Genomic DNA, 24,577 nt, shown 5'->3' with positions numbered 1-24,577 from the left:
GTCATCTCTCACCACTCCCCCGCCGCCCACCGGCCTCTTGCGGACCAGATGCGGACCGCTCGCCCGCAGCCTTCTGTGATCGAATAACCGGCCATGGGGTGGGATGAGTGCCTGGCGGAGTTGCTGGTCCAACTCGGGGACCACGGCCTGGTCGCCATGGTCAAGATGGACGGCGAACGCCAACGGAGTCGCTGGACGGTACTGGTGTCAGGCAGCCCGCTGGGCGGGGAATTCGTGCGGTGGGACGGTGACGACTTGAACGCCGGGCTGTCGCAGGTGGTAGCCAAGCTTCAAGCGCGGATCCCGGGACTGCTCGATTGAGCGACCACAGGAAAGATCATTCCGACTCATCGGCCCAATCCATGCTGGGGTCCTCTTCGTCGGGCGACGATGCGATCACCTGGTCCCAGGCGTTGACAATGGCTGCGGCCTGCCGCTCGTTACAGGCCAAGCCACTGAGCAGGACGTTGTTCTGATAGTCGATGATCTCGAAGCGCCATCGATCGAGTTCAGGCCGGTGTTCGACCGTTGCCCAGAAGTGGCCGGAAAGATCGCTCGGGAACACCTCGTCTGCCACGCCACCGCTCCTCTCCCTCAAGCCCATCTCCGCCGTGAGTCCGCACATCGTGGGACGGGCCTGCTCCCCGGTGTCAACACGGTGGATCGTTGTGTTGACACCGGGGAGCAGGTCTGTTCGGCTTCGCCCGGACTTGCGGTGGAGGTGGGCGGCCCCATCTCTGTCGAAGATCCCCGCCGGAGGCATCGGTTCCGGCCCTGGCGCAGTCTGCAATCGGCCGGCGCGCCGGCCGATGCCGGCGCTTGCGCCGCCAGCAGGCCGAGCGCGGCCGGCGCGGTCCGGGTCTTCATGCTGCTCCCTCCTGAGCCATCGCGTTGCCGGCCGGTGGTTACGTCGTGGCAGTCGGCGGCTTGTTTGGTGAGGTCGATCCGGCTCTCGCGCGGGTCACGGTTGGGGACTGGGCCGCTCGGTGGTTCGCCAATCAGGTGCAGCTCAAGCCGTCGACTCGCCAGCGGTACGGCAGTCTGCTGCGGAGGCAGGTGCTTCCGGTGTGGGAACGCGTCCCGCTTTCGGCAGTCACGCATGCTGACGTTGGCGAGTGGGTACGCCGCATGACGCAGGCCGGTCTTGCGCCGTCCACCGTTCGGCAAGCCCACCGGGTGTTCTCGCTCCTGCTGGCCCTGGCGGTTCGGGACGGCCGGTTGACTCGCAACGTCGCGGCCGGTGTGCGGCTGCCCCGGGCCGGACGGTCGGAGAAGGTGTTCCTGACGCACGGCCAAGTGGGCGAGCTGGCGGCGGCGGCAGAACCGCGCGGGCTGATCATCCGGGTACTGGCCTACACCGGGCTGCGCTGGGGCGAACTGGCCGCGCTTCGGATCCGCCGGGTGGACCTGGTGAAGCGCCGGCTGTTGGTCGCGCAGTCAGTGACCGAGGTCAACGGTCGGGCGGTGTTCGGCACGCCCAAGACGCACCAACGCCGGTCGGTGCCGCTCCCCCGCTTCCTGGTCGAGCCGATCGCCGCGCAGATCGCCGGCCGTGCGGGTGACGAGCTGGTATTCACCTCCCCGGCCGGCGACGTGCTGCGCAACAACAACTTCCGTCGCCGCGTCTTCGACCGGGCTGCGGAGTCGATCGGTCTCGCCGGCCTGACTCCGCACGAGCTGCGGCACACGGCGGCCAGTCTCGCCGTGGCCGAGGGCGCCAACGTCAAAGCGGTGCAGCGGATGCTCGGGCACGCCTCGGCGGCCATGACGCTGGACGTGTACGCGGACCTGTTCGAGGACGACCTGGACCAGGTGGCGGATCGCCTCGACCGGGCGGCGGGTCGTGCTGCTGCGGACTCAGTGCGGACTGAGGGCGTCGGCCCAGACCTCGACGCGGTGCGCCCGGATCGTCGGCAGCATGGCTGACCAGGGCAAACTGTTGGTGGGGCGGGCGGGACTCGAACCCGCGACCGAGGGATTATGAGTCCCCTGCTCTAACCGGCTGAGCTACCGCCCCTCACACCGCGCCGGATCTTATCCCGACCGGTGGATCACGGGCCAGCAGCGATCCGGCCCCGCCTCATCACCGCCGTCGTCGCTTCAGCAGCACGATGGGCAACGCGAGGATAACAGTGAGCACCCACCCGACCACGATGACGCCCCAGAACCACGCGTCGTCCTCCGCACTCTCCTCGGCGGCGAACATGCCGATGGTGAGCAGCAGGAAGATCCCGCCCACGAGCAGGGTGGCGAGCCCGCTGAGCACCATCACCGGGACCTCCCACCAGGAGCGCTTGGCGGGTTCGGGCTGGCGCTCGATGGGCCGGGGCTGCGGAATCTGGTCCGCGCTGCGGGCCGGCATGGTGACGTGCACGTCGGCCGGCACCCCGGCGTCGATGGCCTGGATCGTCCCCGGGGGCAGGCCGAGCATGGTCGGCTCGATGTGCAGCACGATGGCGTCCGTGCCGATGAGTTGACGTGCGCCGTCGGGCCAGGCGAGCATGGCGGCGCAGTCGGTGTAGCGGACGGTCAGGGGCCCGTCCGACCCCAGGTAGGTCACCCCGTCGACGCCGAGGCGGATGCCACCTGCGCCTTCCCGGGCGCGGTACGTGGGGCCGTCGACCGTGTCGGCGGAGTGGGTGGGTGCGGCGGTGAAGCCGGCCCAGTCGGCGCTGTGACCGCGGGGCACCATGAGCAGCGCCGAGGCCATCACCTCGCCGGCCACGTCGTGCAGGTCGGCGATGCTGACGGCCTTCAGCTCGGCCCGGTACTCGTCGAGCGTGAGGTTCGGCTGCCCGGTCAGCAGGTTGAGGGCGTACCCGGGTAGGCGCGCGGCGTCCACCTCGGTGGTGGCCAGGAGGTCTTCCCGCTTGGCGACGGTGGCGTCGAGGTCCGCCTGTTCGATCCGGCCGACGCGCATCTTGGCGAGGACGTCGATGAAGCCGCCGAGCACGGCGTCCTGCTTCTCCGCCAGCGCGTCGGCGAGTGCCCGCAGTGTCGCGTACCCGTCGCCGCGTGGCTCGTACGCCGTGGTGGTGGTGTAGGACAGGCCGGCGTCCTGGCGCAACGACCGGTACAGCTCCCGCTCCAGTACGCCGGCGAAGGTGCTGGCGGCGGTGGTGCGGCGGACCACCGAGTCGAGCACCACGGCGCGGGCGCCGCTGACGAAGTACGCGGGGGTGGTCGGCAGCGCCGACGACGCCACCGGCACCGGCTGGCGGACCCCGCTGGGCAGGGTGAGCCGTAGCCCGGCGGGCACCCGGTCACCGGCGATCCAGAGTACGGCGTTCTCCCTGGTAAACCAGCGGGCCACCCATTGCCGCAGGTCGTCGGCGGTGAGCGCGCTCAAGCCCCATTCCGGGTAGCTGCTCAGGCCGAAGTCACGGGCGCCGTAGCGCCACAGCGGGATGTCGTCAACGGCGGCGGAGCCCCGGCTGCTCCACTCGGTGCGCAGGATCTCCTTCTCGACGTCGAGCCGCGCGACCGGCAGGTCGGAGAGGTGCCCGCAGACGGCGGTGAGGAACGCCGCGATGTCCGCCTCGGAGCCCTGGGTGTGGAACGTGGTGTACGCGGGGGCCGTCGCGCCGTTGACGTGGTAGTCGGCCAGGCCGAGCGGGGCGAGCGCGAGGTGTTCGATGAGGTGGGTGATGCCGGCGCGGGCGAGCGTCTCGTCGGCGGTGCCGACCCGGAAGGTCAGCCCGGCGTGCATCGGCCCGCCGGTGGGGGCGAGCAGCGTGGGCACCCCGTCCACATCCAGGTGCTGGATCACGAACGACCACCCTTCGCGTACGCCTTGGCGCGGTACTTGATGAAGCCCGCTGCCTCGTCCACATAGGCCCAGGGGTATTCGCTGCCGAGGTTGCCGAGGGCGGTGAACTGGTCGGCGGCGGCGGGCCACTGCTCGGTCAGGCTGAACATCAGCGCGAAGGTCGAACGGACCCAGACCCAGTCCGCCTTGTCGACGTAGTCGGGGTGCAGCACCGACCGTTGGCCGCACCGCATGATCTCGTCCACCACGGGGGTGCTGCGCAGGTACTCCGTGCGTTCCCGTTCGGTGTCGAAGTCCAACCAGCGTTCCAGGTGCGCCTCGGCGACGATCGCGGCGTTGGGTGCCCCGTCGGGCGCGGTCTGGGCGCATTCGCGGGCGAAACCGAAGGCCCGGTCCCAGTCACCGCTCCACTTCGGGCAGAGCTGTTGGAGCAGGCTGGCCTGCGCGGGCAGGTGGTGCGGGTGGTGTCGCGCGAGTCTGTCGTAGCGGCGACGCGTCTCGTTCTGGCCCAGTTGCAGGCCCCGGGCGAGGGTGATCCGCTGTGTCCAGGCCGCCGCGTCGTCCTCGTGCCGGGCCGTGACATCGATCAACACCTGCTCAGCGCGCCGCAGGTGGTCGTGGAACTGGTCGAACTGGCTGCGGCTGACGTGCTGGGCCCGGGCGGCACTGCGGATCCGCCAACCGGTGCGGATGAGGCAGTTGCCGAGCAGCGTACCGGCGAGGGCGTCGGTGGGGTCGTTGTCGTACACCCGCCGTAGGAACGGCTCGGTCCCTTCCTGGTCCCCGGCGGCGGAGACCAGCAGCGTCCGGTGGGCGGGCTCGCGGTCGGCGAACAACGCGCGGACGGCGGGCCAGTCGGCGGCGTCGAGCGCCTTGCGGAGGTCGTTGACCTCGGGGTACGCGGCACCAGCATCGAAGGTGGGGGCTGGCAGAGGGGCGGGCATGGCGGGGATCATAGGTGATCAACAAGGGCCGTGTGGCCCCCGTTTCGAGCCGGGCTCAACCCGCGCGCAACTCCTCCAGCACCGCTCCGGCGGCACGCCAGCCGCCGGCGAGGGCACCCTGGATGGACGGGCTGTCCCGGTGGTCACCGGCCACGAACAGCCCCTCTCCCATCGACACGGGTTTGCGCAGCCGCCCCTGTGGTGGCGGCGCGGCGGGTAGCGCCTGCGGTACGGCGACCGTGGTGAGGTGTGTCCAGTCGGCGGTGGACTGACCGTACAGCCGGGTCAACTCGGCCCGGATGGTCGGCTCGGGTGGGGCGGTCGGGCCGACCACGGAGGTGGCGATCAGGTGCCGTCCGGTGGGCGCGTACGTCGGTGCGGCGTTGCTGAGCACCACGGTGTTCGCCACGATCTCGCGCCGGTCGCCGTCGACGAGCAGGATCGGTTCGGTGAGCGGCGGCTCTGAGGCGCTGTGGTAGTAGGTGGTGTAGCTGTGCATGCGTACCGTCGCCAGGGCCGGAAGCAGCGCGGACGCGGCGGGTGGGTCGACGGCGACCACGACGGCCCGGCAGCGGATGTCGCCGGCCTGGGTGCGGACCCGGCCGGGGGCGACCTCGGCGACCGGGGTGTCCAGGTCGAGCAGGTCGGCGGGGAGCGGGTCGGCGATGGCCCGGGGCAGCGCGGCCATCCCCTCGGCGGGCAGGCCGATGCGGCCGCGGGCGAAGGAGCGCACCACCATCGCGAGTACGTGACTGGAGGTGGCCAGCTCCCGGTCGATGAACACGCCGGACAGGAAGGGTCGCAGCAGTTCCTCGATGATCGCGTCGGATAGACCCGCCCGCCGCAGTGCGGTCTCGGCGCTGGTCTCCGGTGCGGCGAGGAGCCGGGCCGCGGGCAGTGTGGCGCAGCCGGCGGCGAGCGCGGCGAAACGCAGCCGGTCGCGCAACGAGCCGACGCCCGCGAGCGCGGTGCCCGGGGCGCCGGTCGGTTCGCGCAGCGGGTTGACCAGCCGCACCAGGTCGTCGCCCTTGCGGACCAGCACGCCGGAGGTGAAGTACCCGAGGTCGAGGCGGTCGGTGTCGAGCAGCGTGCCGAGCCGGGGGTACGCGGTGTTGAGCACCTGGAAGCCCCGGTCGACGAGGTAGCCGTCGACCACGTCGGTGGCCACCCGACCGCCGAGCCGACCGCTGGCCTCCAGCAACCGCCAGGGCACCCCGGCGCGGTGCAGCCGGCGGGCGGCGGCGAGCCCGGCCAGGCCTCCGCCAACGACGACCACGTCGGTCTCAGCCAGCATCGCGTGCCTCCCGCTCACCGTTCGCCCGGGACAACCGGCCCGGCCACCAGATCGTCGGCCCGATGTCGTACACCAGTGCGGGCACCAGCAACGACCGGACGACGATGGTGTCGATCAGTACCCCGATCGCGACCGCCGTACCCAACTCGACCAACACCACGAGCGGCAGGACGGCGAGGGCGGAGAACGTCGCGGCGAGCACGATGCCGGCGGAGGTGATCACCCCGCCGGTGACGGCGAGGCCGACGAGCACACCGGCGCGGGCACCCCGCCGGACCGACTCCTCGCGGACCCGGCTCATCAGGAAGATGTTGTAGTCGATCCCCAGGGCGACCAGGAACACGAACGCGAACAGCGGGAACGACGAGTCCACGCCGGGGAAGTCGAAGACGTGGCGGAACAGCAGTGCGCAGAGGCCGAGGGTGGCGGCGAAGCTGAGCAGCACGGTGGCGATCAGCAGCACCGGTGCGAGCAGCGCCCGCAGCAGCAGGGCCAGGATCACCGCGATGACCACCAGCACCACCGGGATGATGACGTTCTGGTCGCGCTTGGCGGCGTCCGAGGTGTCCACGTTGATCGCGGTGAAGCCACCGACCACGGCGTCCGCGCCGGGCACCTGGTGTACGGCGACGCGCAGCTCGCGGATGGTCCGCTCGGCGCCGTCGCTGTCGGGTGGGTCGGTGAGGGTGGCGTCCAGCTGTACCCGCCCGTCGATGACAGTCGGTGCGGCGTTCGGGTCCGGCGGGCCGGTCTGCGGGCCGGCGGAGAGGGGGCGGACGTCGGCTACACCCCGTACATCCTGTGCCACCTGGGCGACCTGCCGGGCGGTCTGTTCGGTGGTGAATATGGTGGCCGGGCTGCCCGTGCCCGCCGGGTAGTGCCGGGAGATCACCTCCTGGCCGTCGACCGAGTCGACGCGTTGGGTGAACAGGTCGGACTGGCCGAGTGTGGTCGCGCCGAGCTGGGTGAGCCCGAACGTGAGGAGGGCCAGCACCACTGCGGTGCTCAGCCAGATCGGTCGGGCGTGCCGGGCCACGAAACCGGCGATGCGACTCCAGATGCCGTGCTCCAGGCGCGGGTCGGCCTGGTCCTCGCGGGGCCGCCGGGGCCAGAACGCCCACCGACCGCCGAGCACCAGCAGCGCGGGCAGGAAGGTGAGCATCACCAGCAGGGTGGCGGCGATGCCGATGGCAGCGACCGGACCGAGTGCCCGGTTCGAGTTGAGGCTGGACAGCAGCAGGCAGAGCAGGCTGACGATGACCGTGCCGCCGGACGCGATGATGGCCGGAGCGGCACCCTTCCAGGCGGTGCGCATGGCGGCCCACGGCCGATCGTGGCGGTGCAACTCCTCCCGATAGCGGGCGATGAGCAACAACGCGTAGTCGGTGCCGGCACCGAAGACGAGCACGGTGAGGATGCCCTGGGCCTGCCCGTTGAGCTTGAGCACGTCCGCGTCGGCCAGCAGGTAGACGAAGACCGAGGCCAGGGCGTACGACATCCCGGCGGCCAACAGCGGGAAGATCCAGAGCACCGGGCTTCGGTACACGACCAACAGGATGACCAGCACCACGACCAGGGTGACCAGCAGCAGTGGTCCGTCGATGGCGGAGAACACCTCGATCAGGTCGGCGAGCAGGCCGGCCGGGCCGGAGACGTCGGCGCTGAGGCCGTCCCGGTCCCCACCGGTGATGTCGCGCAGCTGCTCGACGACAGTGCCGATCTCCTCCCCCTCGGCGTCGTCCACGGGTACGACGACCTGGAGAGCCTGACCGTCCTCGCTCGGGATCGGCAGCGGCAGCGGCGTGACCACGCCGGGCACCTGGGCGAACCGGGCCGCGTCGGCGATCACCCGCTGCCGGTCCGCGTCGGTGATCCCGGAAGGGCGCTCGTAGACGACCAGGGCCGGGATGGTCTGCCTGTCGACGAACTGGCCGGCGAGGTCCTGGGCCCGGGTCGCCTCGGCGTCGGCGGGCAGGAAGGCGGCGTTGTCGTTGGTGGCGACCTCGCTGAGACGTCCGGCGTACGGGCCGGCCACACCACCGATCACCAGCCAGGCCAGCACGACCGCCACCGCGACCAGCGTGGCCCTGCCACCTCGTCCGGACATGCGTACTCACCCCAAGGATCGGCGCAGCGATCGACGCGCTGTAAACGCGAGTCGACATCGACCATCCTGCCGCCGAAACCTCTCGTGACAGCCCCGAATCCGCCATCCCACCCCGGTCGATCATGGAGTTGTGGTGGTGGATGAAGGGCGCATAACTACACAGAACCGGCACCACAACCCCATGATCGACCGGGCGGGGAGTGGCGATGTGGGCGCGCGAAAACGCCCGCCGGCATCGGGCCGACGGGCGCTGGGTGGAGAAGCTCCCCCGATTGGACTCGAACCAATAACCTGCCGGTTAACAGCCGGCTGCTCTGCCAATTGAGCTACAGGGGATCGTGCACCGCTCGGAATCGGATCTCGCCGACGCCGTGCGACGGGACAAGAGTACAGGACTTTCCCCGGTCGCGGTCCAGTGGGTTCCTCCCCGGCACCTGGTGATCAAGATGCGCAGGTCAGCATCCCTGACGCATCGACAAACAGGGTAAATCGCCATCCCGGCCCAGACATGCTTGAGCGGGGAGCAGGATGGGTAGTTAGCTGCGGACAGAGGACGCAGGCGCGAACAGGTCGCCTTCCGACGGGGCAACTCGCCGGGGTCGACGGCGCGTCAGGTACGGAAGGAGCCGCCATGCGCGGAAAGATCATGTTTCTTGGCGGGCTGGCTGCGGGATTCGTCCTGGGCGCCCGTGCCGGCCGGGAGAAGTACGAAGAGCTGGTGGTTCGGGGCCGCAAGGTGCTCGACCACCCGACCGTCCAGGAGGCGGCCGGGGTCGCGCAGGCCCAGGCGAACAAGCTCTACAGCGAGGGCAAGGACAAGCTCGGCCACACCAAGCTGGGCGAGAAGCTGGGTAACGGCAACGGCAGCACCGGCAAGCAGGAGCTGACCGCCGCCGACGACGCGTTCGCCGGCACGCCCGCCACGGTGGGCGCCAAGGCGGGCACCAGCACGGTCGGCACGACCTCCGGGTCGCCGTCGTCCACGAACCCCCGCACCAAGCCGTCCGGCTCGGGCACGAACGGCAGCACGCTCTGACCCACCGCACCTCGACGGGCCGGTCGCCGCAGGGCGACCGGCCCGTGGTCTGTTCGAGGTGTGCTCAGTCCTTGCTGCTGAACGCCGCGTCGAAGGCGGCGCTCGGAGCGTCGAAGGCGAGCCGGCGGACGAACTGCAACGCCTCCGGGGCACCGACGAGCCGGTCCATGCCGGCGTCCTCCCACTCGACCGAGATCGGGCCGTCGTAGCCGATCGCGTTCAACGCCCGGAAGCAGTCCTCCCAGGGCACGTCGCCGTGCCCGGTGGAGACGAAGTCCCACCCGCGGCGCAGGTCAGCCCAGGGCAGGTGCGAGGCGAGCCGGCCACGCCGGCCGTCCCCGGTGCGCACCTTGGCGTCCTTGCAGTCCACGTGGTAGATCCGGTCGGCGAAGTCGAAGATGAAGTTCACCGGGTCGAGCTCCTGCCACACGAAGTGCGACGGGTCCCAGTTCAGCCCGAACGCGGGCCGGTTGCCGATGGCCTCCAGCGTCCGCTTCGTCGTCCAGTAGTCGTACGCGATCTCGCTCGGGTGCACCTCGTGCGCGAACCGCACCCCGACCTCGTCGAACACGTCGAGGATCGGGTTCCACCGGTCGGCGAAGTCCTGGTAGCCGCGCTCGATCATCGACGGCGGCACCGGCGGGAACATCGCCAGGGTGTGCCAGATCGACGAGCCGGTGAAGCCGACGACCGTGTTCACCCCGAGCTTCGCGGCCGCCCGCGCGGTGTCCTTGATTTCCTCGGCGGCCCGCTGACGGACCCCCTCGGGCTCGCCGTCGCCCCAGATCCGGGCGGGCAGGATGTCCTGGTGCCGCTCGTCGATCGGGTGGTCACAGACCGCCTGACCGACCAGGTGGTTGGAGATCGTGAAGACCTGGAGGTTGTGCTTCGCCAGGGTCTCCTTCTTGCGCTCGACGTAGGAGTCGTCGGCGAGTGCCTTGTCGACCTCGAAGTGGTCGCCCCAGCAGGCGATCTCCAGACCGTCGTAGCCCCACTCGGAGGCGAGTCGGCAAACCTCCTCGAAAGGAAGGTCGGCCCACTGGCCGGTGAAGAGCGTGATGGGTCGCGCCATTGTTCTTCTCCCCTGTTGTCATGGGGGATTCCAGGTGCGGACCGGGGCGAGGTGACCGGACGTACGCGACGCCGGGCGGTCACCGGTGGGTGCGGAACACACCTGAGCCCGGCGGGTTGCGCCTCCCACCGGGTCACCGGCCACCAACACGGTCGCCGACCCCACCCTATTTCCGTGGCACCCCATCGCGAAAGCCCCGCGGCCCGATCATCACTCGGCCACCTCCTCGGGCGCGGGCAGCGCGACCCGTACGGTGAAGCCGCCACCGGCGCGCGGGCCGGCGGAGAACGTGCCGCCGAGCCGCTCGGCGCGTCTGCGTACCCCGAGCAGCCCCTGCCCGGTGGGGTGGGCGCGCGCTCCGGACGGCGCGGGCGCGGCGCCCTCGTCGCGTACCTCGATGGTGATGCCCGTGGCGTCGTAGCGCAGGCGGACCGCGACCGGCGCGCCCGGAGCGTGCCGGCAGGCGTTCGTCAGCGCCTCCTCGATGATCCGGTACGCCACGACGTCGACCGGGCCGGGCAGCGGCCGAGGATACCCGGCCAGGCTCCAGCGCACCGGTTGGCCGGCGGCGAAGCCCTCCACCAGCGCGTCGAGGCGGTTCAGGCTGGGCGCCGGCCCGCTCGACGGATCGGGTGCCTCCGCCCCGTGCAGCAGCCGGTGCCCGTGCTCCTGCACCATCCGGCGCCACTGCGCCATACGCCCCATGCTGGTCAAGGTACGGCAGTGGGCTGTGAGCCGGGCCCCGGGCGGTGCCCGCCGGGAGGGTGTGACCGGCGTGAGCGTCACACCTGCGTGTCGTGGAGGTGACGAGCAGGTGTGACGCTCACCGGGGCACTGCCTCGGGAGGGGCCGCCGCCAGGTCGGCCGTGGCGCACCGGCCGGTGACGGCGGCTCCTCCCGGCTCAGTCGGTCAGGGCAGGGTCCACTTCTGGTTGGCCGCGTTCAGGCAGGTCCAGAGGTGCACGACGGTGCCGTCGGCCGAGTTGTTGCCGGAGACGTCCAGGCACTTGCCCGACGACGGGTTGCGCAGGGTGCCGTCGGACGCCGCCGCCCAGTTCTGCGCACCGCTGCCGTTGCAGGTCCAGAGCTGGATCTTGGTGCCGTTGGCGGTGCCGTTGCCGTTGACGTCCAGGCACTTGCCGAGTGCCCTGATCGTCGAGTTCGGCGTCACGGTCCAGGTCTGCGCCGCGCTGCCGTTGCAGGTGTAGAGCTGGATCTGGGTGCCGTCGGCGGTGCCACCGTTGCGCACGTCCAGGCACTTGCCGGCGAGACCCTTGACCGGGCCCACCCCGTTGGTGCCTCCGCTGCCCTTGACCAGTGTGAAGTCGTCCAGGTCGAACAGCCCCGTGCCGCTACCGGTGAAGGTGAGGTAGAGGTTCTGGGTGCTGGCCGGGACGTTGGACAGCGCGGTGGTGACGTTGGCGTAGGTGTCCCAGCTACCGGTGTTGGGCACCGCCACCGAGCCGAGCACCGGGCCGGTGGCCGAGCCGGTGCGCACCTGGATGGTGCCGCCCGCACCGCCGGAGACGACCCGGGCGGTGAACGAGGTGACACCGGTCAGGTTGACCCCGTTGTACGCGGCCCAGTCGCCCGGCTCGATGTAGCCGAGGGTCTGCCCACCGTTGGCGCCCGCCTTGGTGAACGCGGAGACACCGTTGGCCGAGCTGAACGCCTCGGCCTGGATCGTGGTGTTCCCGGTCGGCGGCGGCGTGGTGCCCAGTTCCTTGATCCGGATGTTGCGGAAGTAGGTGTCGTCACCGGTGCCGTGGTTCTGGATGCCGATGTGGCCGGCCAGGGAGCGGACCGGGTCGGTGTTGGTGAAGTCGTTGATCTTCACCCCGTTGAGGAAGACCTGCAGCCGTTCCCCTTCGACCAGCAGCTCGTAGGTGTTCCACTCCCCCGGCGCGTTCAGCGCCGCGTCCCGAGCGGCGATGTCGGCGGCCTTGTACGTGTAGATCGCGCCGGTGGTGCGGTCGACCGCGTCGGTGGCGTCGATCTGGACCTCGTAGCCGTTGTCGATCGCGGACCAGGGGTCACTCGACGGTGGGAAGCCGATGAAGACACCGGAGTTGTCGTCCCCGGCCAGCTTCCAGTCCAGCTTCAGCGAGTAGTTGGTGAACTGCTTGGCGCTGTACCAGAACAATCCCATGCCGCCGACCGAGGTCAGGGTGGCGTCGGAGTTGGTGAAGTTACCCGGACCGGCCTGCGACCATCCGGTCGTCGAGCCGTTGTACAGCGGGGTGTAGCCCGTCTCGGGCCGGCAGTCGGCCTTGCTCCGGCCGGAGGCGTACCGGATGCCGCCGAGCAGGTGGTTCCGGAACCCCGACTCGGCGTACGACGCCTGCGTGTGCCCGGCGCCGGTGTAGAAGGATCGGCCGCCGTTGTAGCTCTTGCACCAGCTCAGCGGGTGGTCCGCGCCCATTCCGCCACCGGAGTACGACGACTCGTCGAGGGTGGCGAGCACGTGCGCGGTGGACCGGGGGTTGGTGCGGTAGTTGTACCACTCGTCGGTGCGGGTCCAGCTCTGCGGCAGGTGTCCGGTCGCCGCGTGGCCCCGGTCCTCCACCTTGACGGTGGCCTGCTGGATGGCCGGGTGCGAGTTGAACCACGCGCCCACCAGGTTGCCGTAGAACGGCCAGTCGTACTCGGTGTCGGCGGCGGCGTGCACGCCGACATAGCCGCGCCCGGAGGCGATGTACGACTCGAAGGCGGTCTGCTGGCTGGCGTTGAGCACGTCGCCGGTGGTGTTGAGGAAGACGACCGCCTCGTACTGGTTCAGGTTGCTGGTGGTGAACGCGGCGGCGTCCTCGGTGGCGGTGACTGTGAAGTTGTTCGCGGCGCCGAGGTCGCGGATGGTCTGGATGCCGACCGGGATCGCGTCGTGCCGGAAACCGGCGGTCTTGGAGAACACCAGGACGTCGTAGGGGGCGTCGGCGGCGCTGGCCGGGGTGGCCGGTGTCGTGCAGGCGATGACGGCGAGTGCGGCCATGGCCGCACCGAGGACGGGTCGTAGGCGTCTGCGCATATCGCTCTCCTAATCGCGGTTAGGAGGGGCCCCGAACCCCAAGACTAGGCGGTGTCCGGGGCCCCTCCTGCCAGCTCAGGGCAGGGTCCACTTTTGGTTGGCGGCACCGCTGACGCAGGTCCACAGGTGGACCGCGGTGCTGTCGGCGGAGTTGTTGCCGGAGACGTCGAGGCACTTGCCGGACGCCGCGCTGCGCAGCGTGCCGTCGGCCTGGGCCGACCAGTTCTGCGCGGCGGTCCCGTTGCAGGTGTAGAGCTGGATCTTGGTGCCGTCCGCGGTGCCGGCACCCGAGACGTCCAGGCACTTACCCAACGACTTGATCGTCGAGTTCGGGGTGACCGCCCAGGTCTGTGCCGCGCTGCCGTTGCAGGTGTAGATCTGGATCTGCGTGCCGTCGGCGGTGGCGGCGTTGCGCACGTCCAGACACTTGCCGGCCAGCCCCTTGATCGCCCCGGTCCCGCCGGCTGGCGGGGTGCCGGTGACGAAGGTGAAGGCGTCCAGGTCGTAGAGCGCCGCGGTGCCCGACCCGGCGAAGGTCAGGTAGAGCGTGGTCGTGCCGGTCGGCGGGTTGGTGATCGTCCCGTTCACCGTGGTGAAGGTGTCCCAGCCGCCGGTCACCGGGACCGTGGCCGAGCCGAGCACCGTGCCGGTGGCCGAGCCGGCCCGGACCTGGAGGGTGCCGCCGGCGCCCGCCGAGGAGACCCGGGCGTTGAACGAGGTCACGTTGCCCAGTCGGTACGGCTGGAACGCGATCCAGTCGCCGTTGTGGATGTCGCCGACGGTCTTGCCACCCTCGGCCGGGGTCTTGCTGAACACGTTGATCCCGGACGAGGTGGCGTAGAACTCGGCCTGCCGGTGCCGAGGCGGCAGCGTGTGCTGGGTGTGCGTGGTCAGGCCACCGGCGTCGGTGTACTCGGCGTCGAAGATCGCGAAGATGTTCGCCGCGTCGTCGTGCTCACCGTCGACCGGAATGGTGATCGTGCCGGAGCAGCCGTTCTGCGAGGTGATCTGGTGGCCGTGTTGGTCGTGGCCGAGCACGTAGGTCATCTTGACCTTCGAGCAGTCGATCGTGCCGTCCTCCGGGTCGGTCACGGTGATGCTGAACGGCACGGTGTCGCCGAAGCCGAACAACTGGCCGTTGCCCGGGCTGTTGATCGTCACCGTGGGCGCGGTGTTGCCGACGTTGATCTGCACGCTGCTGCTGCCGGTGGCGCCCTGCGGGTCCCGTACCGTCAGCGTCGCGGTGTAGTTGCCGTTGGTGCTGTAGGTCTTCGTCGGGTTGGCCGCCGTCGAGGTGGTCCCGTCACCGAAGGCCCACGCGTAGGTCAGCGCACCACCCTCGGGGTCGGCCGAGCCGGCCGAGGAGAAGGTCACCGCGAGCGGGGCGGCGCCGGAGGTGCGGTTGGCGGTCGCCTTCGCGGTGGGTGCCCGGTTGCCGCCGCCGACGTAGTCGAAGCGGTAGAGCGCCGAGTTGGCGTCACCGTTGAAGTAGCCGGTGCCGTAGTCGAGCACGTAGTACGCGCCGTCCGGGCCGAACGCCGAGTCCATCACCTGCTTGCCGACCCAGGGGAACGTGTCGATGGCGCCCCGGGAGCCGTCGGCGTTGACGTGGATCGGCTTGATCCAGCCGCGGCCGAACTCGGTCGCGAAGAACTGCCCGTCGAAGGACTGCGGGAACTTCGTGGTGGAGGTCGACGACGCGTTGTACCGGTAGACCGGGCCGCCCATCGGCGACTCGGAGCCACCGCCGAACTCGGTCGGGGTGCCGGCGTCGCCGGCGTACCGGATCCAGGCCGGCTGGGCCGGCGGCAGGGTGGTCCGGCCGGTGTTGCGGAACGAGTTGTTGGTCGGCCCACCGGTGCAGTTGTACTTCGCCCCGCTGGCGTTGGTGGCGAAGTCCCACTCGTTGTACGTCTCGGTGGTGGTGTTGGTGCCGGTGCAGTACGGCCAGCCGTAGTTGCCCGGCGCGGCGACCCGGTTGAACTCCACCTGGCCGGACGGCCCACGGGTGGAGCTGGTGGAGCCGGCGTCCGGCCCGTAGTCACCGACGTAGACGACACCGGTGGCCTTGTCCACGCTGATCCGGAACGGGTTGCGGAAGCCCATCGCGTAGATCTCCGGGCGCGTCTGGGCCGTGCCGGGCGCGAACAGGTTGCCCGACGGGATGGAGTACGTCCCGTTCGCGTTCACCTTGATCCGCAGGATCTTGCCCCGCAGGTCGTTGGTGTTGCCGGCGCTGCGCTGGGCGTCGTACGCCGGGTTGCGGTTGGTCCGCTCGTCCAGCGGCGAGTAGCCGGCGGACTCGAACGGGTTGGTGTCGTCACCGGTCGACAGGTAGAGGTTGCCGGCGGCGTCGAAGTCGATGTCCCCGCCGACGTGGCAGCACATGCCCCGGTTGGCCGGCACGTCGAGCACGTCGACCTTGCTGGACTGGTTGAGCGTGAAGTCGGAGTTGAGCGTGAACCGGGAGAGGCGGTTCACACCGTTCCAGGCGGAGAAGTCGGTGCCGGTGGCCGGCGCGTCGCCGCCGGGGGTGGAGAGCGGCGGGGCGTAGTAGAGGTAGATCTGCCGGTTGCTGGCGAAGCCCGGGTCGACGCCGACGCCCTGCAACCCCTCCTCGTCGTGGGTGTAGACCGACAGGGTGCCGATCACCGAGGTGGTGCCGTTCGCGTCGGTGCGGCGCAGGGTGCCGTTGCGGGCGGTGTGCAGGACGGAACGGTCCGGCAGCACCGCCAGCGACATCGGCTCGCCCATGTCGCTGGCCCCTCGGGCGAGTTCGACCTGCTGGAAGTCGGTGGCGACGATCGTGTGCGCCTGCGCGGGGGCCGTGCCGGCGGCGAGGGAGACGGCGCCGGTGGTGGCCGCCAGCAGCAGCGCCGAGCCGGCGGAGAACCATCGTCGGGACCGTTGTCGTGGAGCGTCCTTCATGGACATCTGTGCTGCCCCTTCCTGACGAGTGACTGCCAGGGCGGGCGCGCGCCGTCGCGCCGGATGCCGTAGCGGTGGTGGGGGGTCGATGGGTTACCGCGCCGCCGGTTCACCTCGACGAAACATTGTCGTGTTGGTCACGACACTAAGTTGAAGGTGTCGATGTGTCCATACCTTCCGGCGGTTCAGCATCAACTTTTGTCGATCTCGTCGAAAGTCGCGATTCAGGCGCGGCGGTCGATCGCCTGGCCGGCCAGCGCGACGAGCGCCGAGCGCGCCTCGTCGACCACCGCGGCGGCCTGCAGGGCCACGAGCGCGGCCTCGGTCCGCACCCGGATCATCTGCTCGATCCGCTCCCGGGCACCCGTCGACTCGATGATCGCGCGAAGCTCCGCGGCGCCGTCGGCGTCCAACGCCGGATTGCCGAACAACTCCCGCAGCCGGGCGGTCTGCGACCGGTCCGCCTCGCTGCGGGCCAGCGCCATCATCACCGTGGGCTTGCCCTCACGCAGGTCGTCCAGGATGGACTTGCCGGTCACCGCCGGGTCGCCGAAGACGCCCAGCACGTCGTCGCGGAGCTGGAACGCGTCGCCCAGCGGGTCACCGAACTCCTCCAGCGCGGCGAGCAACTCCGGGCCCGCACCGGCCAGGGCCGCGCCGATCTGCAACGGCCGGGTGACCGTGTACCGGGCAGCCTTCATCCGGATCACGGTGAGCGCGCTCGCCACCGAGCCGTCGCCCACGCCCGAGACCAGGTCCAGATACTCCCCCGCGATCACCTCGGTACGCATCAGCGCGAACACGCCGTACCCCCGGTGCACCTGCTCGGTGCTCAGCCCGCACTCGTGGAACATCTGGTCCGACCAGGCCGCGCAGAGGTCACCGCAGAGCAGCGCGGTGTTGCGCCCGTACGCCTCCGGGTCGCCGCGCCACGACGACCGGGCGTGCAGGTCGGCGAAGAGGCGGTGCACCGACGGCTCACCCCGGCGGCGGTCACTGCCGTCCAGGATGTCGTCGTGGATCAGCGCGAACGCGTGGAACAGCTCCAGGGCGGCCGCGGCCACCACGATCGGGGTGCCGTCGGCAGCGCCCGCGCCACGCCAACCCCAGTAACAGAAGAGGGGGCGTAGCCGCTTCCCACCGGCGAGCACGAACCGTTGCAGCGCGGTGAACACGCCCCGCGGCGCGCCGTCGGGCCAGTCCGGGCCCTGCCGTTCCAGGAACCCGGCCAGCTCCGCGTCGAACCGGGACCGCAGTCCGCTCGTGTCGGTGGGCGCGACGGTGACGGTCACGTGCCCTCCCCCGACCCGTCGACACCCAACCCGGCCAACTCGAGTAACAGGGCTTTGACCTCGGTGGCCGCGATCCGGTCCCGGGCCGCCGTCGGGTCGGAGCAGAGCAGCACCGGGGCGTCCGCCGGGTCGTCCGGCAGCCGCCCGTGCGAGCCGCGCACCGCCCGCGCACCGGCGTCCAGGCCGACAGCGCTCATCAGGTACCGCATGCCGAGCTTCTTGCGGGCCAGCGCCACGCCGGCGCGGGCCTTCGCGGCACCGGGGTTGGCCGGGTCGAAGAACAGCTCCGCCGGGTCGTACCCCGGCTTGCGGTGGATTTCCACGAGCCGGGCGAAGTCCGGCGCCCGGTCGTCGTCCAGCCAGTAGTAGTACGTGAACCAGGCGTCCGGCTCGGCCACCAGCACCAGCTCACCCGCGCGCGGATGATCCAGCCCATGCGCGGCCTTGCCCTCGGCGTCGAGCACCTCGGCCACCCCGGGCAGGTTGGCGCAGAGCTTCGCGACCGCCGGCACGTCGGCCGGGTCCTTGACGTAGACGTGGGCAACCTGGTGGTCGGCGACCGCGAACGCCTTCGACGTCCACGGGTCGAGGTACTCCATGCCCGCCTGGGTGTGCACCCGCAGCAGCCCCTCGCTGCGCAGCAGCCGGTTGACGTCCACCGGCCGGGACACGTCGGTGATGCCGTACTCCGACAGCACGACAACCGTGGCGTCCCGGGCCCGGGCGGCGTCCAGCAGCGGGCCGAGCACCGCGTCCAGCTCGGCCGCCGCGGCGGCGGCCTGGGCGGACGACGGGCCGAACCGTTGCAGGTCGTAGTCCAGGTGCGGCACGTAGACCAGGGTCAGATCGGGTGACACGTCGGCCAGGATCTGCTCGGCCGCCTGGCAGATCCACTTCGACGACGGCAGGCCCGCCGTCGGCCCCCAGTAGGTGAACAGCGGGAAGGTGCCCAGCCGGCCGGTGAGCGCGTCGTGCAGCTCCGGCGGGTCGGTGTAGCAGTCGGGTTCCTTGCGCCCGTCGGCGTAGTACACGGGACGCGGGGTGACCGTCCAGTCGACGTCGGCGCCCATGGCGTACCACCAGCAGACGTTGGCGACGGTGTAACCGGGCTCGGCCCGGCGGGCCGCCTGCCAGAGCTTCTCCCCGCCGACCAGCGCGTTGTGCTGCCGCCACAGCAGCACCTCACCCAGCTCCCGGAAATACCACCCGTTGCCGACGATCCCGTGCCCGCTGGGTGGTTCGCCGGTGAGGAAGGTGGACTGCACCGAGCAGGTCACCGCGGGCAGCACGGTGCCCAGCTCGGCCCGGAAGCCGCCGTCGGCGACCCCTCGCAGTCGGGGCATGTGCGCCAGCAGTCGGGGGGTCAGCCCCACGACGTCGAGCACCACCAGTCGGCGGCTCATCGCGTTCCTCCCATCGTCACGGATCGCTGCGCGGTCAGGCCGAGGCCGACCAGTTCGTCCCGGGCGAAGGCCAGCTCCGCGGCGATGCCGGCGGCCAGCTCCGCGTCGGTGCGGGGCCGCCGTGCCGCCGGCAGCACCCCCCAGGTGTACGTCTCGACGTCCAGGTGGTCGCAGCCGGCGGTCGGGCCGTCGAAGAGCGCTCTCAGGGCTGCGCGCAGAACCGGCAGGGTCGAGCCGAGCGGTTCCTCGGGTGGGGCGTGCAGGGGCACGTGGTAGTGCACCCGCCACGGTCCGGGCAACGCCCGGTCCAACGCCTCGTCGAGGTCGTCCGCCGCGTACGACGGGTCGGCCGGGTCGGGCAGGCCGGCACAGCCGGCGCCCCGGGTCTGGTGCAGGAAGCGCGGCTCCACCCAGCGGCGCAACGCGTCGGCCCCGCCGGCCGGGTCGGCCGCCTCGACGGCGGCGGAGACCTGCACCTTCACCACGGGCAGCCCGGCCGCCCGCAGTCGTCCGAGCGCCTCGGCCGGGTCCTCCCAGGCGCACGCCAGGTGGGCCAGGTCGAGGCAGACGCCCATTCGGTCGGTGTCCATCCCGGACAGCAGCGCGGCGGCCTGGCTGCTGCTCTCCACCACGCAGCCCGGCTCCGGCTCGAAGGCGACCCGCACCTCGCGGCCGGTGTCGCGCTGCACCTCGGCCAGGCCGGCGGCGAGCTGGTCCAGCCGGCGGCGGGCCGCGTCGGCCCGCCCGGTGTCCCACGGCTCCCGCCACGCCAGCGGCAGGGTGGAGATCGACCCCCGGGCGGCGTCGTCGGGCAGCAGGTCGGCAAGCACCCGGGCCAGGTTCACCGTGTACGTCAGACGCTGCTCGGTGGTCCAGTCGGGGTGGTACACGTCCTGCTTGACCACCGGGGCCTGGAAGGCCGCGTACGGGAAGCCGTTGAGGGTGACGACCTCCAGACCACGCGCGTCCAGTTCGGCGCGCAGCCGACGGCGGAGCGCCGCGTCGGCGGCCAGCTCGGCGGCGGCCGGGGCGGCCAGCCACAGGCCCAGCCCGAGCAGGTCACTGCCGAGAGCCTCGCGCACCGGCAGGGCGTACGTGTCCAGTTGGCCGAGGATGCCGGCGAGATCCTCGGCGGGGTGCACGTTGGTGCAGTAGCCCAGGTGGACGGTCTCGCCGCCGGCATGTCGCAGCCGCATCAGCTGCCGCCGCGCAGGATCGAGTTGCCGGTCTCCGGGTCCACGGCAGCGGGGTCCTCCAGGTCGCTGAGGTCGAGCCGCCCCGACTGCCCGTAGAACTCCACCGGGTTGCGCCACAGCACCCTGTCGACGTCGTCGTCGCTGAACCCGGCCTCCAGCATCGCCTCGCCGGTGGCCCGGGTCAGCAGCGGGTCGGAACGCCCCCAGTCGGCTGCCGAGTTGACCAGCATCCGTTCCGTGCCGTACTCGCGCAGCAGCTCGACCATCCGCGACGGCGTCATCTTCGTGTCCGGGTAGATGGAGAAGCCCAGCCAGCAGCCGCTGTCCCGGACCAGCTTGACGGTCACCTCGTTGAGGTGGTCGACCACCACGCGACCGGCGTCGATGCCGGATTCGGCGACCACCGCCAGGGTGCGTTCGCAGCCGCGGGCCTTGTCCCGGTGCGGGGTGTGCACCAGCGCCGGCAGCTCGTACGCCACGGCGAGGGCGAGCTGCGCCGCGAACACCTCGTCCTCCTCCGGCGTCATCGAGTCGTACCCGATCTCGCCGACCGCCACCACCGCGTCCTTGTCCAGGTAGCGGGGCAGCAGGTCCAGCACCGGGCGGCACCGCGGGTCGTTGGCTTCCTTGGGGTTGAGCGCGATCGTGGCGAAGTGGCGCACCCCGAACTGACCGGCCCGGAAGGGCTCCCACCCGATCAGCGAGTCGAAGTAGTCGGTGAACGACGCGGGGCTGGTCCGCGGCTGGCCCAACCAGAACGCCGGCTCGACCAGCGCGCGGACCCCGGCGGCGGCCATCCGTTCGTAGTCGTCGGTGGTGCGCGAGGTCATGTGGATGTGTGGGTCGAAGATGCGCATTCACGCCTCCCGGGGCAGTGCGGCGGTGAGCCGGTCGAGCAGGTCGGTGGCGTCGGCGGGCAGGTCCCGGCCGGCGGCGTGCCGTTCGGCGGCGAGCGCGGCCAGCATGGCGGCGAGCTCCCCGTCGGCCCGCGCGTCCAGGTCGGCGACCGCGGCGAGGGGCACACCACTGAACACGCACTTGAGCACCGCCTGTCGCCAGGCGGCCGGGTCGAGGTGCCGGGCGTACGGGCCGAGCGCGGCGGCGACCAGGCGGGTGTCGTTGGTGCGGATCGCGTCGTGCAGCAGCGGCACGCCGGCGTCGTCGATCGGCAGCAGCGGCAGCGCCCGCAGCACCGCTCGCCGTTCGGCCGCGTCGCCGTGCCGGTAGAGGCTCTCGGCGTACGCGGCGTGGTCGCCCGGCAGCGCGGTGAGCAGCAGCACCCGGGCCGCGTCGTCTGCGGTCCAGTCGGGCGCGTCGGGTAGCGCGCCTCGTCCGCAGCGCCGGCCGGCGGCGGGGAAGAGCCGGGTGATCTCGGTGGGCTCGGCCGCGACCCGGCGCAGCGCCGTGTCCAACCAGTCGGGATCGGGTACGCCCCGCAGCGCGGCCCGTAGTGAATCCGGTGTCATCCCGTCTCCTCCCCTTGTAGCTACGCCGGCACCCCAGGTGTGCCTGTGGGCACCTCGTCCTCGGTGCGCGCGGCCGCCGCGGTCGCGGCGGCGGCCCGCAGGAACTCGATCGACCGGGCGGCCACGGCGGGTGCGGCGTGCGAGTCGCGGGGCAGCTCCACAGCGACCAGCCCGCGATAGCCGGCCGCCGCCAGGGCCGCCAGCACCGGCGGGAAGTCGATCTCGCCGACGCCGAACTCCAGGTGTTCGTGCACGCCCCGGCGCATGTCGTCGATCTGCACGTTGACCAGGTGATCGGCCACCTCGGCGACGCACTGCGGCACCGGCCAGGGCTCCAGGCAGCGACAGTGGCCGATGTCGAGGGTGATGCCGAACCGGGCCGGGTCACCGAGCGCGGCGCGCAGCCGACGCCAGTCGGCGATGTCCTGCACCAGCATGCCCGGTTCCGGTTCGAAGCCGAGGGTGACGCCGGCGGTGTCGGCCGCGTCGACCACTGTGGCGCAGCCGGCCACCAGCCGGTCCCAGGCACACTGCGGCGACACCGTCTCGGGCCGGACGCCGGCCCAGAACGAGACCGCCTCGGCGCCCAGGTCGGCGCCGATCCGGACGGCCCGGCGCAGGAACTCGATCCGTCGGGTCGGGTCGTCGTGCAGCAACGTCGGCGCGTGTTTGTGCCACGGGTCGAGCAGGTACCGGGCCCCGGTCTCGATCACCACAGCGAGCCCCAGCTCGTTCAGTCGTCGACTGACGGCGGCGACCCGACGGGTGAGGCCGGGCGCGAACGGGTCCAGGTAGTCGTGGTCGAGGGTGAGCGCCACCCCGTCGTAGCCGAGGTCGGCGATGACGGCGAGCGCGTCGTCGAGGCGGTGGTTGTTGAAGCCGTTCGTGCCGTACCCGAGCCGCAGCGTCGTGGCGTCACCGGCTGGTGACGCGGGTCGGGGCCGGGGCACTGTCATGTCGGCGAGACCTTCCGGGCCAACCGTCGACCCAGCGGCGCGGCGGCCGCGACGGCCAACCCGAGCAGGCCGGCTCCCGCGCGGGCGGTCAGTGCGCCCTGGAGGGCGGGCAGGCCGGTGATCCCGGCGCCGACGGCGGCGCGGACCCGCCCGGCCGACGGATCGCGGACGACCTCGACCTGGGCCGCCCCGTAGCGGGCCGCGTACCACCCGGCCAGCGCGGCGGGCAGGACGGCCGCGACGGCGGCCACCCGGGGCCGGTCGGGGCGGGCACCGGTCGGGCCCTCCGGTCGGGTGGTCGCGCGTCGGACGCCGGGGACGGCGGCGCTCGCGGCGACCACCGCCGTGCCGGCGAGGGTGCGCATCGGCAGGGCGGCCTCCGCGCCGGTGACCTCCCGGCGGGACAGCGCGGTCACCGTCCAGGTGTGCGCGGCGACGGTCGCCGCCGCCGGCAACGCCCGGGTCAGCCGGCCGCCGGACGCGCCGAGCAGCACGTCCAGCCCCCGACAGGCGGCCATCACGGCCGGGCCGGCGGCGGTGTTCTTGGCCAGCAGGTCGTACCCCCAGATGGTGGCGGCCAGCGGCACGGCGAGCGCGGCGGCGCGGCGACCGCCCACGGCGGCGGCCAGGCCCACGCCGGCGGCCGTGAGGCCCGCCGCGAGACCGACAGCGGCGGTCGGCGTGATCCGCCCGCTGGGGATGGGTCGCTCGGGCCGCTCCTCGGCGTCCAGGCCCCGGTCGGCCCAGTCGTTGGCGGCCATGCCGGCCCAGTAGAGCAGCACCGAGGCGCCGGCCAGGGCAGGGGTACGCGGACCGAGCGCACCGGCCGCAGCCGCTCCGGCGACCACGTCACCGGGCACGGAGAGCGCGGCCGGCGCCCGGACCAGCTCGGCGATGTCAGCCAACGTTGCCATGATCACCGTTCCCGCCGGTGTGCAGGTGTCGGGTGAAGTCGGTCAACCGGGCCCACTGCTCGCCCAGCGAGTGGGTGGGCGAGCCGATCGGGTCCTTGAAGAAGAAGCCCAGCTCGGTCAGTGGACCCACCAGCCCGGCGGCGTGCGCGGCGGCGGTGAGCCGGGCCAGGTCGAGCACCAGTGGCGCGGCCAACGCGGAGTCGCAGCCGTGCCAGGTGAACTCCATCCGCATGCCGGTGCCGAGGAACCCGGCGAAGGTGATCAGATCCCAGGCGGTCTTGAAGTCGCCCAGCTCCTCGACGTACTCGATGCGCGTGCCGCCCTGCGGGACGTAGCCCAGCGTCTCGCCGAGCACCCGCTGCTTGCTCTGCACCTTCGCCGCGTTCGCGGCCGGGTCGGCCAGGGTGGCGCCGTCGCCACCACCGAGCAGGTTGAACCCGGACCAGGAGCGCACGTCCAGGTTGCGCATCGCGAACATCGGCGCGAGCACCGACTTGACCAGCGTCTCGCCGGTCTTGCCGTCGTGCCCGGCGTACGGCAGGCGGGCCTCCTCGGCCAGCGCCGCCAGGGCCGGCAGCCGCAGTCCGGTGGACGGGGTGAAGTCGACGTACGGGCAGCCGGCGAGCACTGCCGCGTACGCGTAGAGGGAGCTGACCGGCAGCACCTCGTCGGGCCCGGCCAGGGCGGCGCTCAGGGCGGCCGGGTCGGCGTGCCCGGGGTGCGGTTGCGGGGCCGGCTCGGTGGCGGAGACGTTGACCACCACCACCCGGTCCAGCTCGTGCCGCTCCCGGAAGGCGGTGAGGTCGCGGACCACGGCGGCGGCACGATCGGCCTGGGTCGCACCGACCGGTGCGGGGCGCAGCTCCTGCTCGACCGCGCCCAGCTCGTCGCGGAGCGCGGCGACCAGCCGCCAGGGGATGACACCGGCGTCGGCGAGCGCCTCGGCGCGCTTGCACAGCGGAGTGGTGGCCACGTCGTGTCCGCCGAAGACCAGGTCGGCGAAGGCCGGTAGGGCCGGGCCGCGCAGGTCGGGCAGCTCGGTGACACAGCCCGTCGACCCGGCCAGGCCGGCCCGCAGCGCGAGCCCCCCGACGATGCTGGTGGTCGCGACGGATCCGCGCGCTCCTACCAGCCAGACACCTGTACGCATGGTGCTCCTTCCCCGTCCACGAGGA

20 protein-coding genes and 2 tRNA genes are annotated in these 24,577 nt (G+C 71.7%); 3 read left to right on the top strand and 19 right to left on the bottom strand.

The window, feature by feature from the left end; genetic code table 11:
* Positions 1–93 precede the first annotated feature (93 nt).
* Positions 94–321, top strand: coding sequence for a hypothetical protein (locus GA0070612_RS13140; RefSeq protein WP_088988147.1), 228 nt, complete (start codon positions 94–96; stop codon positions 319–321).
* A gap of 16 nt (positions 322–337) precedes the next feature.
* Here GA0070612_RS13140 and GA0070612_RS31415 read toward each other — a convergent pair whose 3' ends face one another.
* Positions 338–577 (bottom strand): hypothetical protein, encoded by a 240-nt coding sequence (locus GA0070612_RS31415; protein ID WP_157742465.1) that lies wholly within the window; start codon positions 575–577, stop codon positions 338–340.
* 335 nt (positions 578–912) lie between these two features.
* Between GA0070612_RS31415 and GA0070612_RS13130 the strand changes: the two genes are divergently transcribed.
* Positions 913–1,926, top strand: a complete 1,014-nt coding sequence (locus GA0070612_RS13130; RefSeq protein ID WP_197699367.1) for a tyrosine-type recombinase/integrase — start codon at positions 913–915, stop codon at positions 1,924–1,926.
* Between the two features lie 14 nt (positions 1,927–1,940).
* On the opposite strand, the gene GA0070612_RS13125 is transcribed toward GA0070612_RS13130, so the two are convergent.
* The 6 genes from GA0070612_RS13125 to GA0070612_RS13100 form a co-directional block, all read right to left on the bottom strand.
* Positions 1,941–2,017, bottom strand: a tRNA-Ile gene (locus GA0070612_RS13125).
* Positions 2,018–2,083: 66 nt separating this feature from the next.
* Positions 2,084–3,769, bottom strand: coding sequence for a M16 family metallopeptidase (locus GA0070612_RS13120; RefSeq protein WP_088988144.1), 1,686 nt, complete (start codon positions 3,767–3,769; stop codon positions 2,084–2,086).
* Positions 3,766–4,713 carry a hypothetical protein gene (locus GA0070612_RS13115; RefSeq protein ID WP_157742464.1) on the bottom strand — a complete coding sequence of 316 codons (948 nt, stop codon included), beginning with the start codon at positions 4,711–4,713 and terminating at the stop codon, positions 3,766–3,768. Before GA0070612_RS13115 ends, GA0070612_RS13120 begins: the two co-directional genes overlap by 4 nt.
* A 55-nt stretch (positions 4,714–4,768) precedes the next feature.
* Positions 4,769–6,007, bottom strand: coding sequence for an NAD(P)/FAD-dependent oxidoreductase (locus GA0070612_RS13110; protein WP_088991472.1), 1,239 nt, complete (start codon positions 6,005–6,007; stop codon positions 4,769–4,771).
* Complete coding sequence (locus tag GA0070612_RS13105; RefSeq protein WP_088988142.1) at positions 5,997–8,114, bottom strand: MMPL family transporter; 2,118 nt, start codon at positions 8,112–8,114, stop codon at positions 5,997–5,999. The genes GA0070612_RS13110 and GA0070612_RS13105 overlap by 11 nt, the downstream gene beginning before the upstream one ends.
* A gap of 263 nt (positions 8,115–8,377) precedes the next feature.
* Positions 8,378–8,450, bottom strand: a tRNA-Asn gene (locus GA0070612_RS13100).
* A gap of 295 nt (positions 8,451–8,745) precedes the next feature.
* On the opposite strand from GA0070612_RS13100, the gene GA0070612_RS13095 reads away from it, so the two are divergent.
* Positions 8,746–9,150, top strand: coding sequence for a hypothetical protein (locus GA0070612_RS13095; RefSeq protein ID WP_088988141.1), 405 nt, complete (start codon positions 8,746–8,748; stop codon positions 9,148–9,150).
* 64 nt (positions 9,151–9,214) lie between these two features.
* On the opposite strand, the gene GA0070612_RS13090 is transcribed toward GA0070612_RS13095, so the two are convergent.
* The 12 genes from GA0070612_RS13090 to GA0070612_RS13035 all read right to left on the bottom strand — a co-directional run bounded on the left by GA0070612_RS13090 (position 9,215) and on the right by GA0070612_RS13035 (position 24,552).
* The gene (locus tag GA0070612_RS13090; RefSeq protein ID WP_088988140.1) at positions 9,215–10,222 is read right to left on the bottom strand and encodes a sugar phosphate isomerase/epimerase family protein; all 1,008 of its coding nucleotides are present in this window, start codon (positions 10,220–10,222) and stop codon (positions 9,215–9,217) included.
* Between the two features lie 210 nt (positions 10,223–10,432).
* Positions 10,433–10,918 (bottom strand): sensor histidine kinase, encoded by a 486-nt coding sequence (locus GA0070612_RS13085; protein WP_088988139.1) that lies wholly within the window; start codon positions 10,916–10,918, stop codon positions 10,433–10,435.
* Positions 10,919–11,132: 214 nt separating this feature from the next.
* A complete protein-coding gene (locus tag GA0070612_RS13080; RefSeq protein ID WP_088988138.1) occupies positions 11,133–13,247 on the bottom strand; it encodes a ThuA domain-containing protein in 2,115 nt (704 codons plus the stop codon).
* Positions 13,248–13,322: 75 nt separating this feature from the next.
* Positions 13,323–16,181 carry a PQQ-dependent sugar dehydrogenase gene (locus GA0070612_RS13075; protein WP_197699366.1) on the bottom strand — a complete coding sequence of 953 codons (2,859 nt, stop codon included), beginning with the start codon at positions 16,179–16,181 and terminating at the stop codon, positions 13,323–13,325.
* A 218-nt stretch (positions 16,182–16,399) separates the two neighbouring features.
* On the bottom strand, positions 16,400–17,467 hold the full coding sequence (locus GA0070612_RS13070) for a polyprenyl synthetase family protein (RefSeq protein ID WP_088988137.1): 1,068 nt from the start codon (positions 17,465–17,467) through the stop codon (positions 16,400–16,402).
* Positions 17,464–18,870 carry an alkaline phosphatase family protein gene (locus GA0070612_RS13065; RefSeq protein ID WP_088988136.1) on the bottom strand — a complete coding sequence of 469 codons (1,407 nt, stop codon included), beginning with the start codon at positions 18,868–18,870 and terminating at the stop codon, positions 17,464–17,466. The genes GA0070612_RS13070 and GA0070612_RS13065 overlap by 4 nt, the downstream gene beginning before the upstream one ends.
* On the bottom strand, positions 18,867–20,066 hold the full coding sequence (gene eboE, locus GA0070612_RS13060) for a metabolite traffic protein EboE (protein WP_088988135.1): 1,200 nt from the start codon (positions 20,064–20,066) through the stop codon (positions 18,867–18,869). Before eboE ends, GA0070612_RS13065 begins: the two co-directional genes overlap by 4 nt.
* Entirely contained in the window at positions 20,066–20,923 is an 858-nt protein-coding gene (locus tag GA0070612_RS13055; protein WP_088988134.1) for a TatD family hydrolase, read from the bottom strand. Before GA0070612_RS13055 ends, eboE begins: the two co-directional genes overlap by 1 nt.
* Positions 20,924–21,532 (bottom strand): EboA domain-containing protein, encoded by a 609-nt coding sequence (locus GA0070612_RS13050; RefSeq protein ID WP_088988133.1) that lies wholly within the window; start codon positions 21,530–21,532, stop codon positions 20,924–20,926.
* A 20-nt stretch (positions 21,533–21,552) separates the two neighbouring features.
* Positions 21,553–22,488, bottom strand: coding sequence for a sugar phosphate isomerase/epimerase family protein (locus tag GA0070612_RS13045; RefSeq protein WP_088988132.1), 936 nt, complete (start codon positions 22,486–22,488; stop codon positions 21,553–21,555).
* Positions 22,485–23,402, bottom strand: coding sequence for an SCO3242 family prenyltransferase (locus GA0070612_RS13040; RefSeq protein ID WP_088991470.1), 918 nt, complete (start codon positions 23,400–23,402; stop codon positions 22,485–22,487). The genes GA0070612_RS13045 and GA0070612_RS13040 overlap by 4 nt, the downstream gene beginning before the upstream one ends.
* Complete coding sequence (locus GA0070612_RS13035; protein ID WP_088988131.1) at positions 23,386–24,552, bottom strand: inositol-3-phosphate synthase; 1,167 nt, start codon at positions 24,550–24,552, stop codon at positions 23,386–23,388. Before GA0070612_RS13035 ends, GA0070612_RS13040 begins: the two co-directional genes overlap by 17 nt.
* Positions 24,553–24,577: the final 25 nt, after the last annotated feature.

The organism is Micromonospora chokoriensis, assembly GCF_900091505.1.
Classification (GTDB): Bacteria; Actinomycetota; Actinomycetes; order Mycobacteriales; family Micromonosporaceae; genus Micromonospora; species Micromonospora chokoriensis.
The sequence above is the reverse complement of the archived record's forward strand: the minus strand, read 5'-3'. Positions and strand labels throughout refer to the sequence as shown.

Excerpts from the sequence above, each read along its gene's own strand:
- GA0070612_RS13140 (WP_088988147.1), top strand. The coding sequence starts at position 94 with ATGGGGTGGGATGAGTGCCTGGCGGAGTTGCTGGTCCAACTCGGGGAC.
- GA0070612_RS13115 (WP_157742464.1), bottom strand. The coding sequence starts at position 4,713 with ATGCCCGCCCCTCTGCCAGCCCCCACCTTCGATGCTGGTGCCGCGTAC.
- GA0070612_RS13110 (WP_088991472.1), bottom strand. The coding sequence starts at position 6,007 with ATGCTGGCTGAGACCGACGTGGTCGTCGTTGGCGGAGGCCTGGCCGGG.
- GA0070612_RS13105 (WP_088988142.1), bottom strand. The coding sequence starts at position 8,114 with ATGTCCGGACGAGGTGGCAGGGCCACGCTGGTCGCGGTGGCGGTCGTG.
- GA0070612_RS13095 (WP_088988141.1), top strand. The coding sequence starts at position 8,746 with ATGCGCGGAAAGATCATGTTTCTTGGCGGGCTGGCTGCGGGATTCGTC.
- GA0070612_RS13090 (WP_088988140.1), bottom strand. The coding sequence starts at position 10,222 with ATGGCGCGACCCATCACGCTCTTCACCGGCCAGTGGGCCGACCTTCCT.
- GA0070612_RS13085 (WP_088988139.1), bottom strand. The coding sequence starts at position 10,918 with ATGGCGCAGTGGCGCCGGATGGTGCAGGAGCACGGGCACCGGCTGCTG.
- GA0070612_RS13080 (WP_088988138.1), bottom strand. The coding sequence starts at position 13,247 with ATGCGCAGACGCCTACGACCCGTCCTCGGTGCGGCCATGGCCGCACTC.
- GA0070612_RS13075 (WP_197699366.1), bottom strand. The coding sequence starts at position 16,181 with ATGTCCATGAAGGACGCTCCACGACAACGGTCCCGACGATGGTTCTCC.
- GA0070612_RS13065 (WP_088988136.1), bottom strand. The coding sequence starts at position 18,870 with ATGAGCCGCCGACTGGTGGTGCTCGACGTCGTGGGGCTGACCCCCCGA.
- eboE (WP_088988135.1), bottom strand. The coding sequence starts at position 20,066 with ATGCGGCTGCGACATGCCGGCGGCGAGACCGTCCACCTGGGCTACTGC.
- GA0070612_RS13055 (WP_088988134.1), bottom strand. The coding sequence starts at position 20,923 with ATGCGCATCTTCGACCCACACATCCACATGACCTCGCGCACCACCGAC.
- GA0070612_RS13050 (WP_088988133.1), bottom strand. The coding sequence starts at position 21,532 with ATGACACCGGATTCACTACGGGCCGCGCTGCGGGGCGTACCCGATCCC.
- GA0070612_RS13045 (WP_088988132.1), bottom strand. The coding sequence starts at position 22,488 with ATGACAGTGCCCCGGCCCCGACCCGCGTCACCAGCCGGTGACGCCACG.
- GA0070612_RS13040 (WP_088991470.1), bottom strand. The coding sequence starts at position 23,402 with ATGGCAACGTTGGCTGACATCGCCGAGCTGGTCCGGGCGCCGGCCGCG.
- GA0070612_RS13035 (WP_088988131.1), bottom strand. The coding sequence starts at position 24,552 with ATGCGTACAGGTGTCTGGCTGGTAGGAGCGCGCGGATCCGTCGCGACC.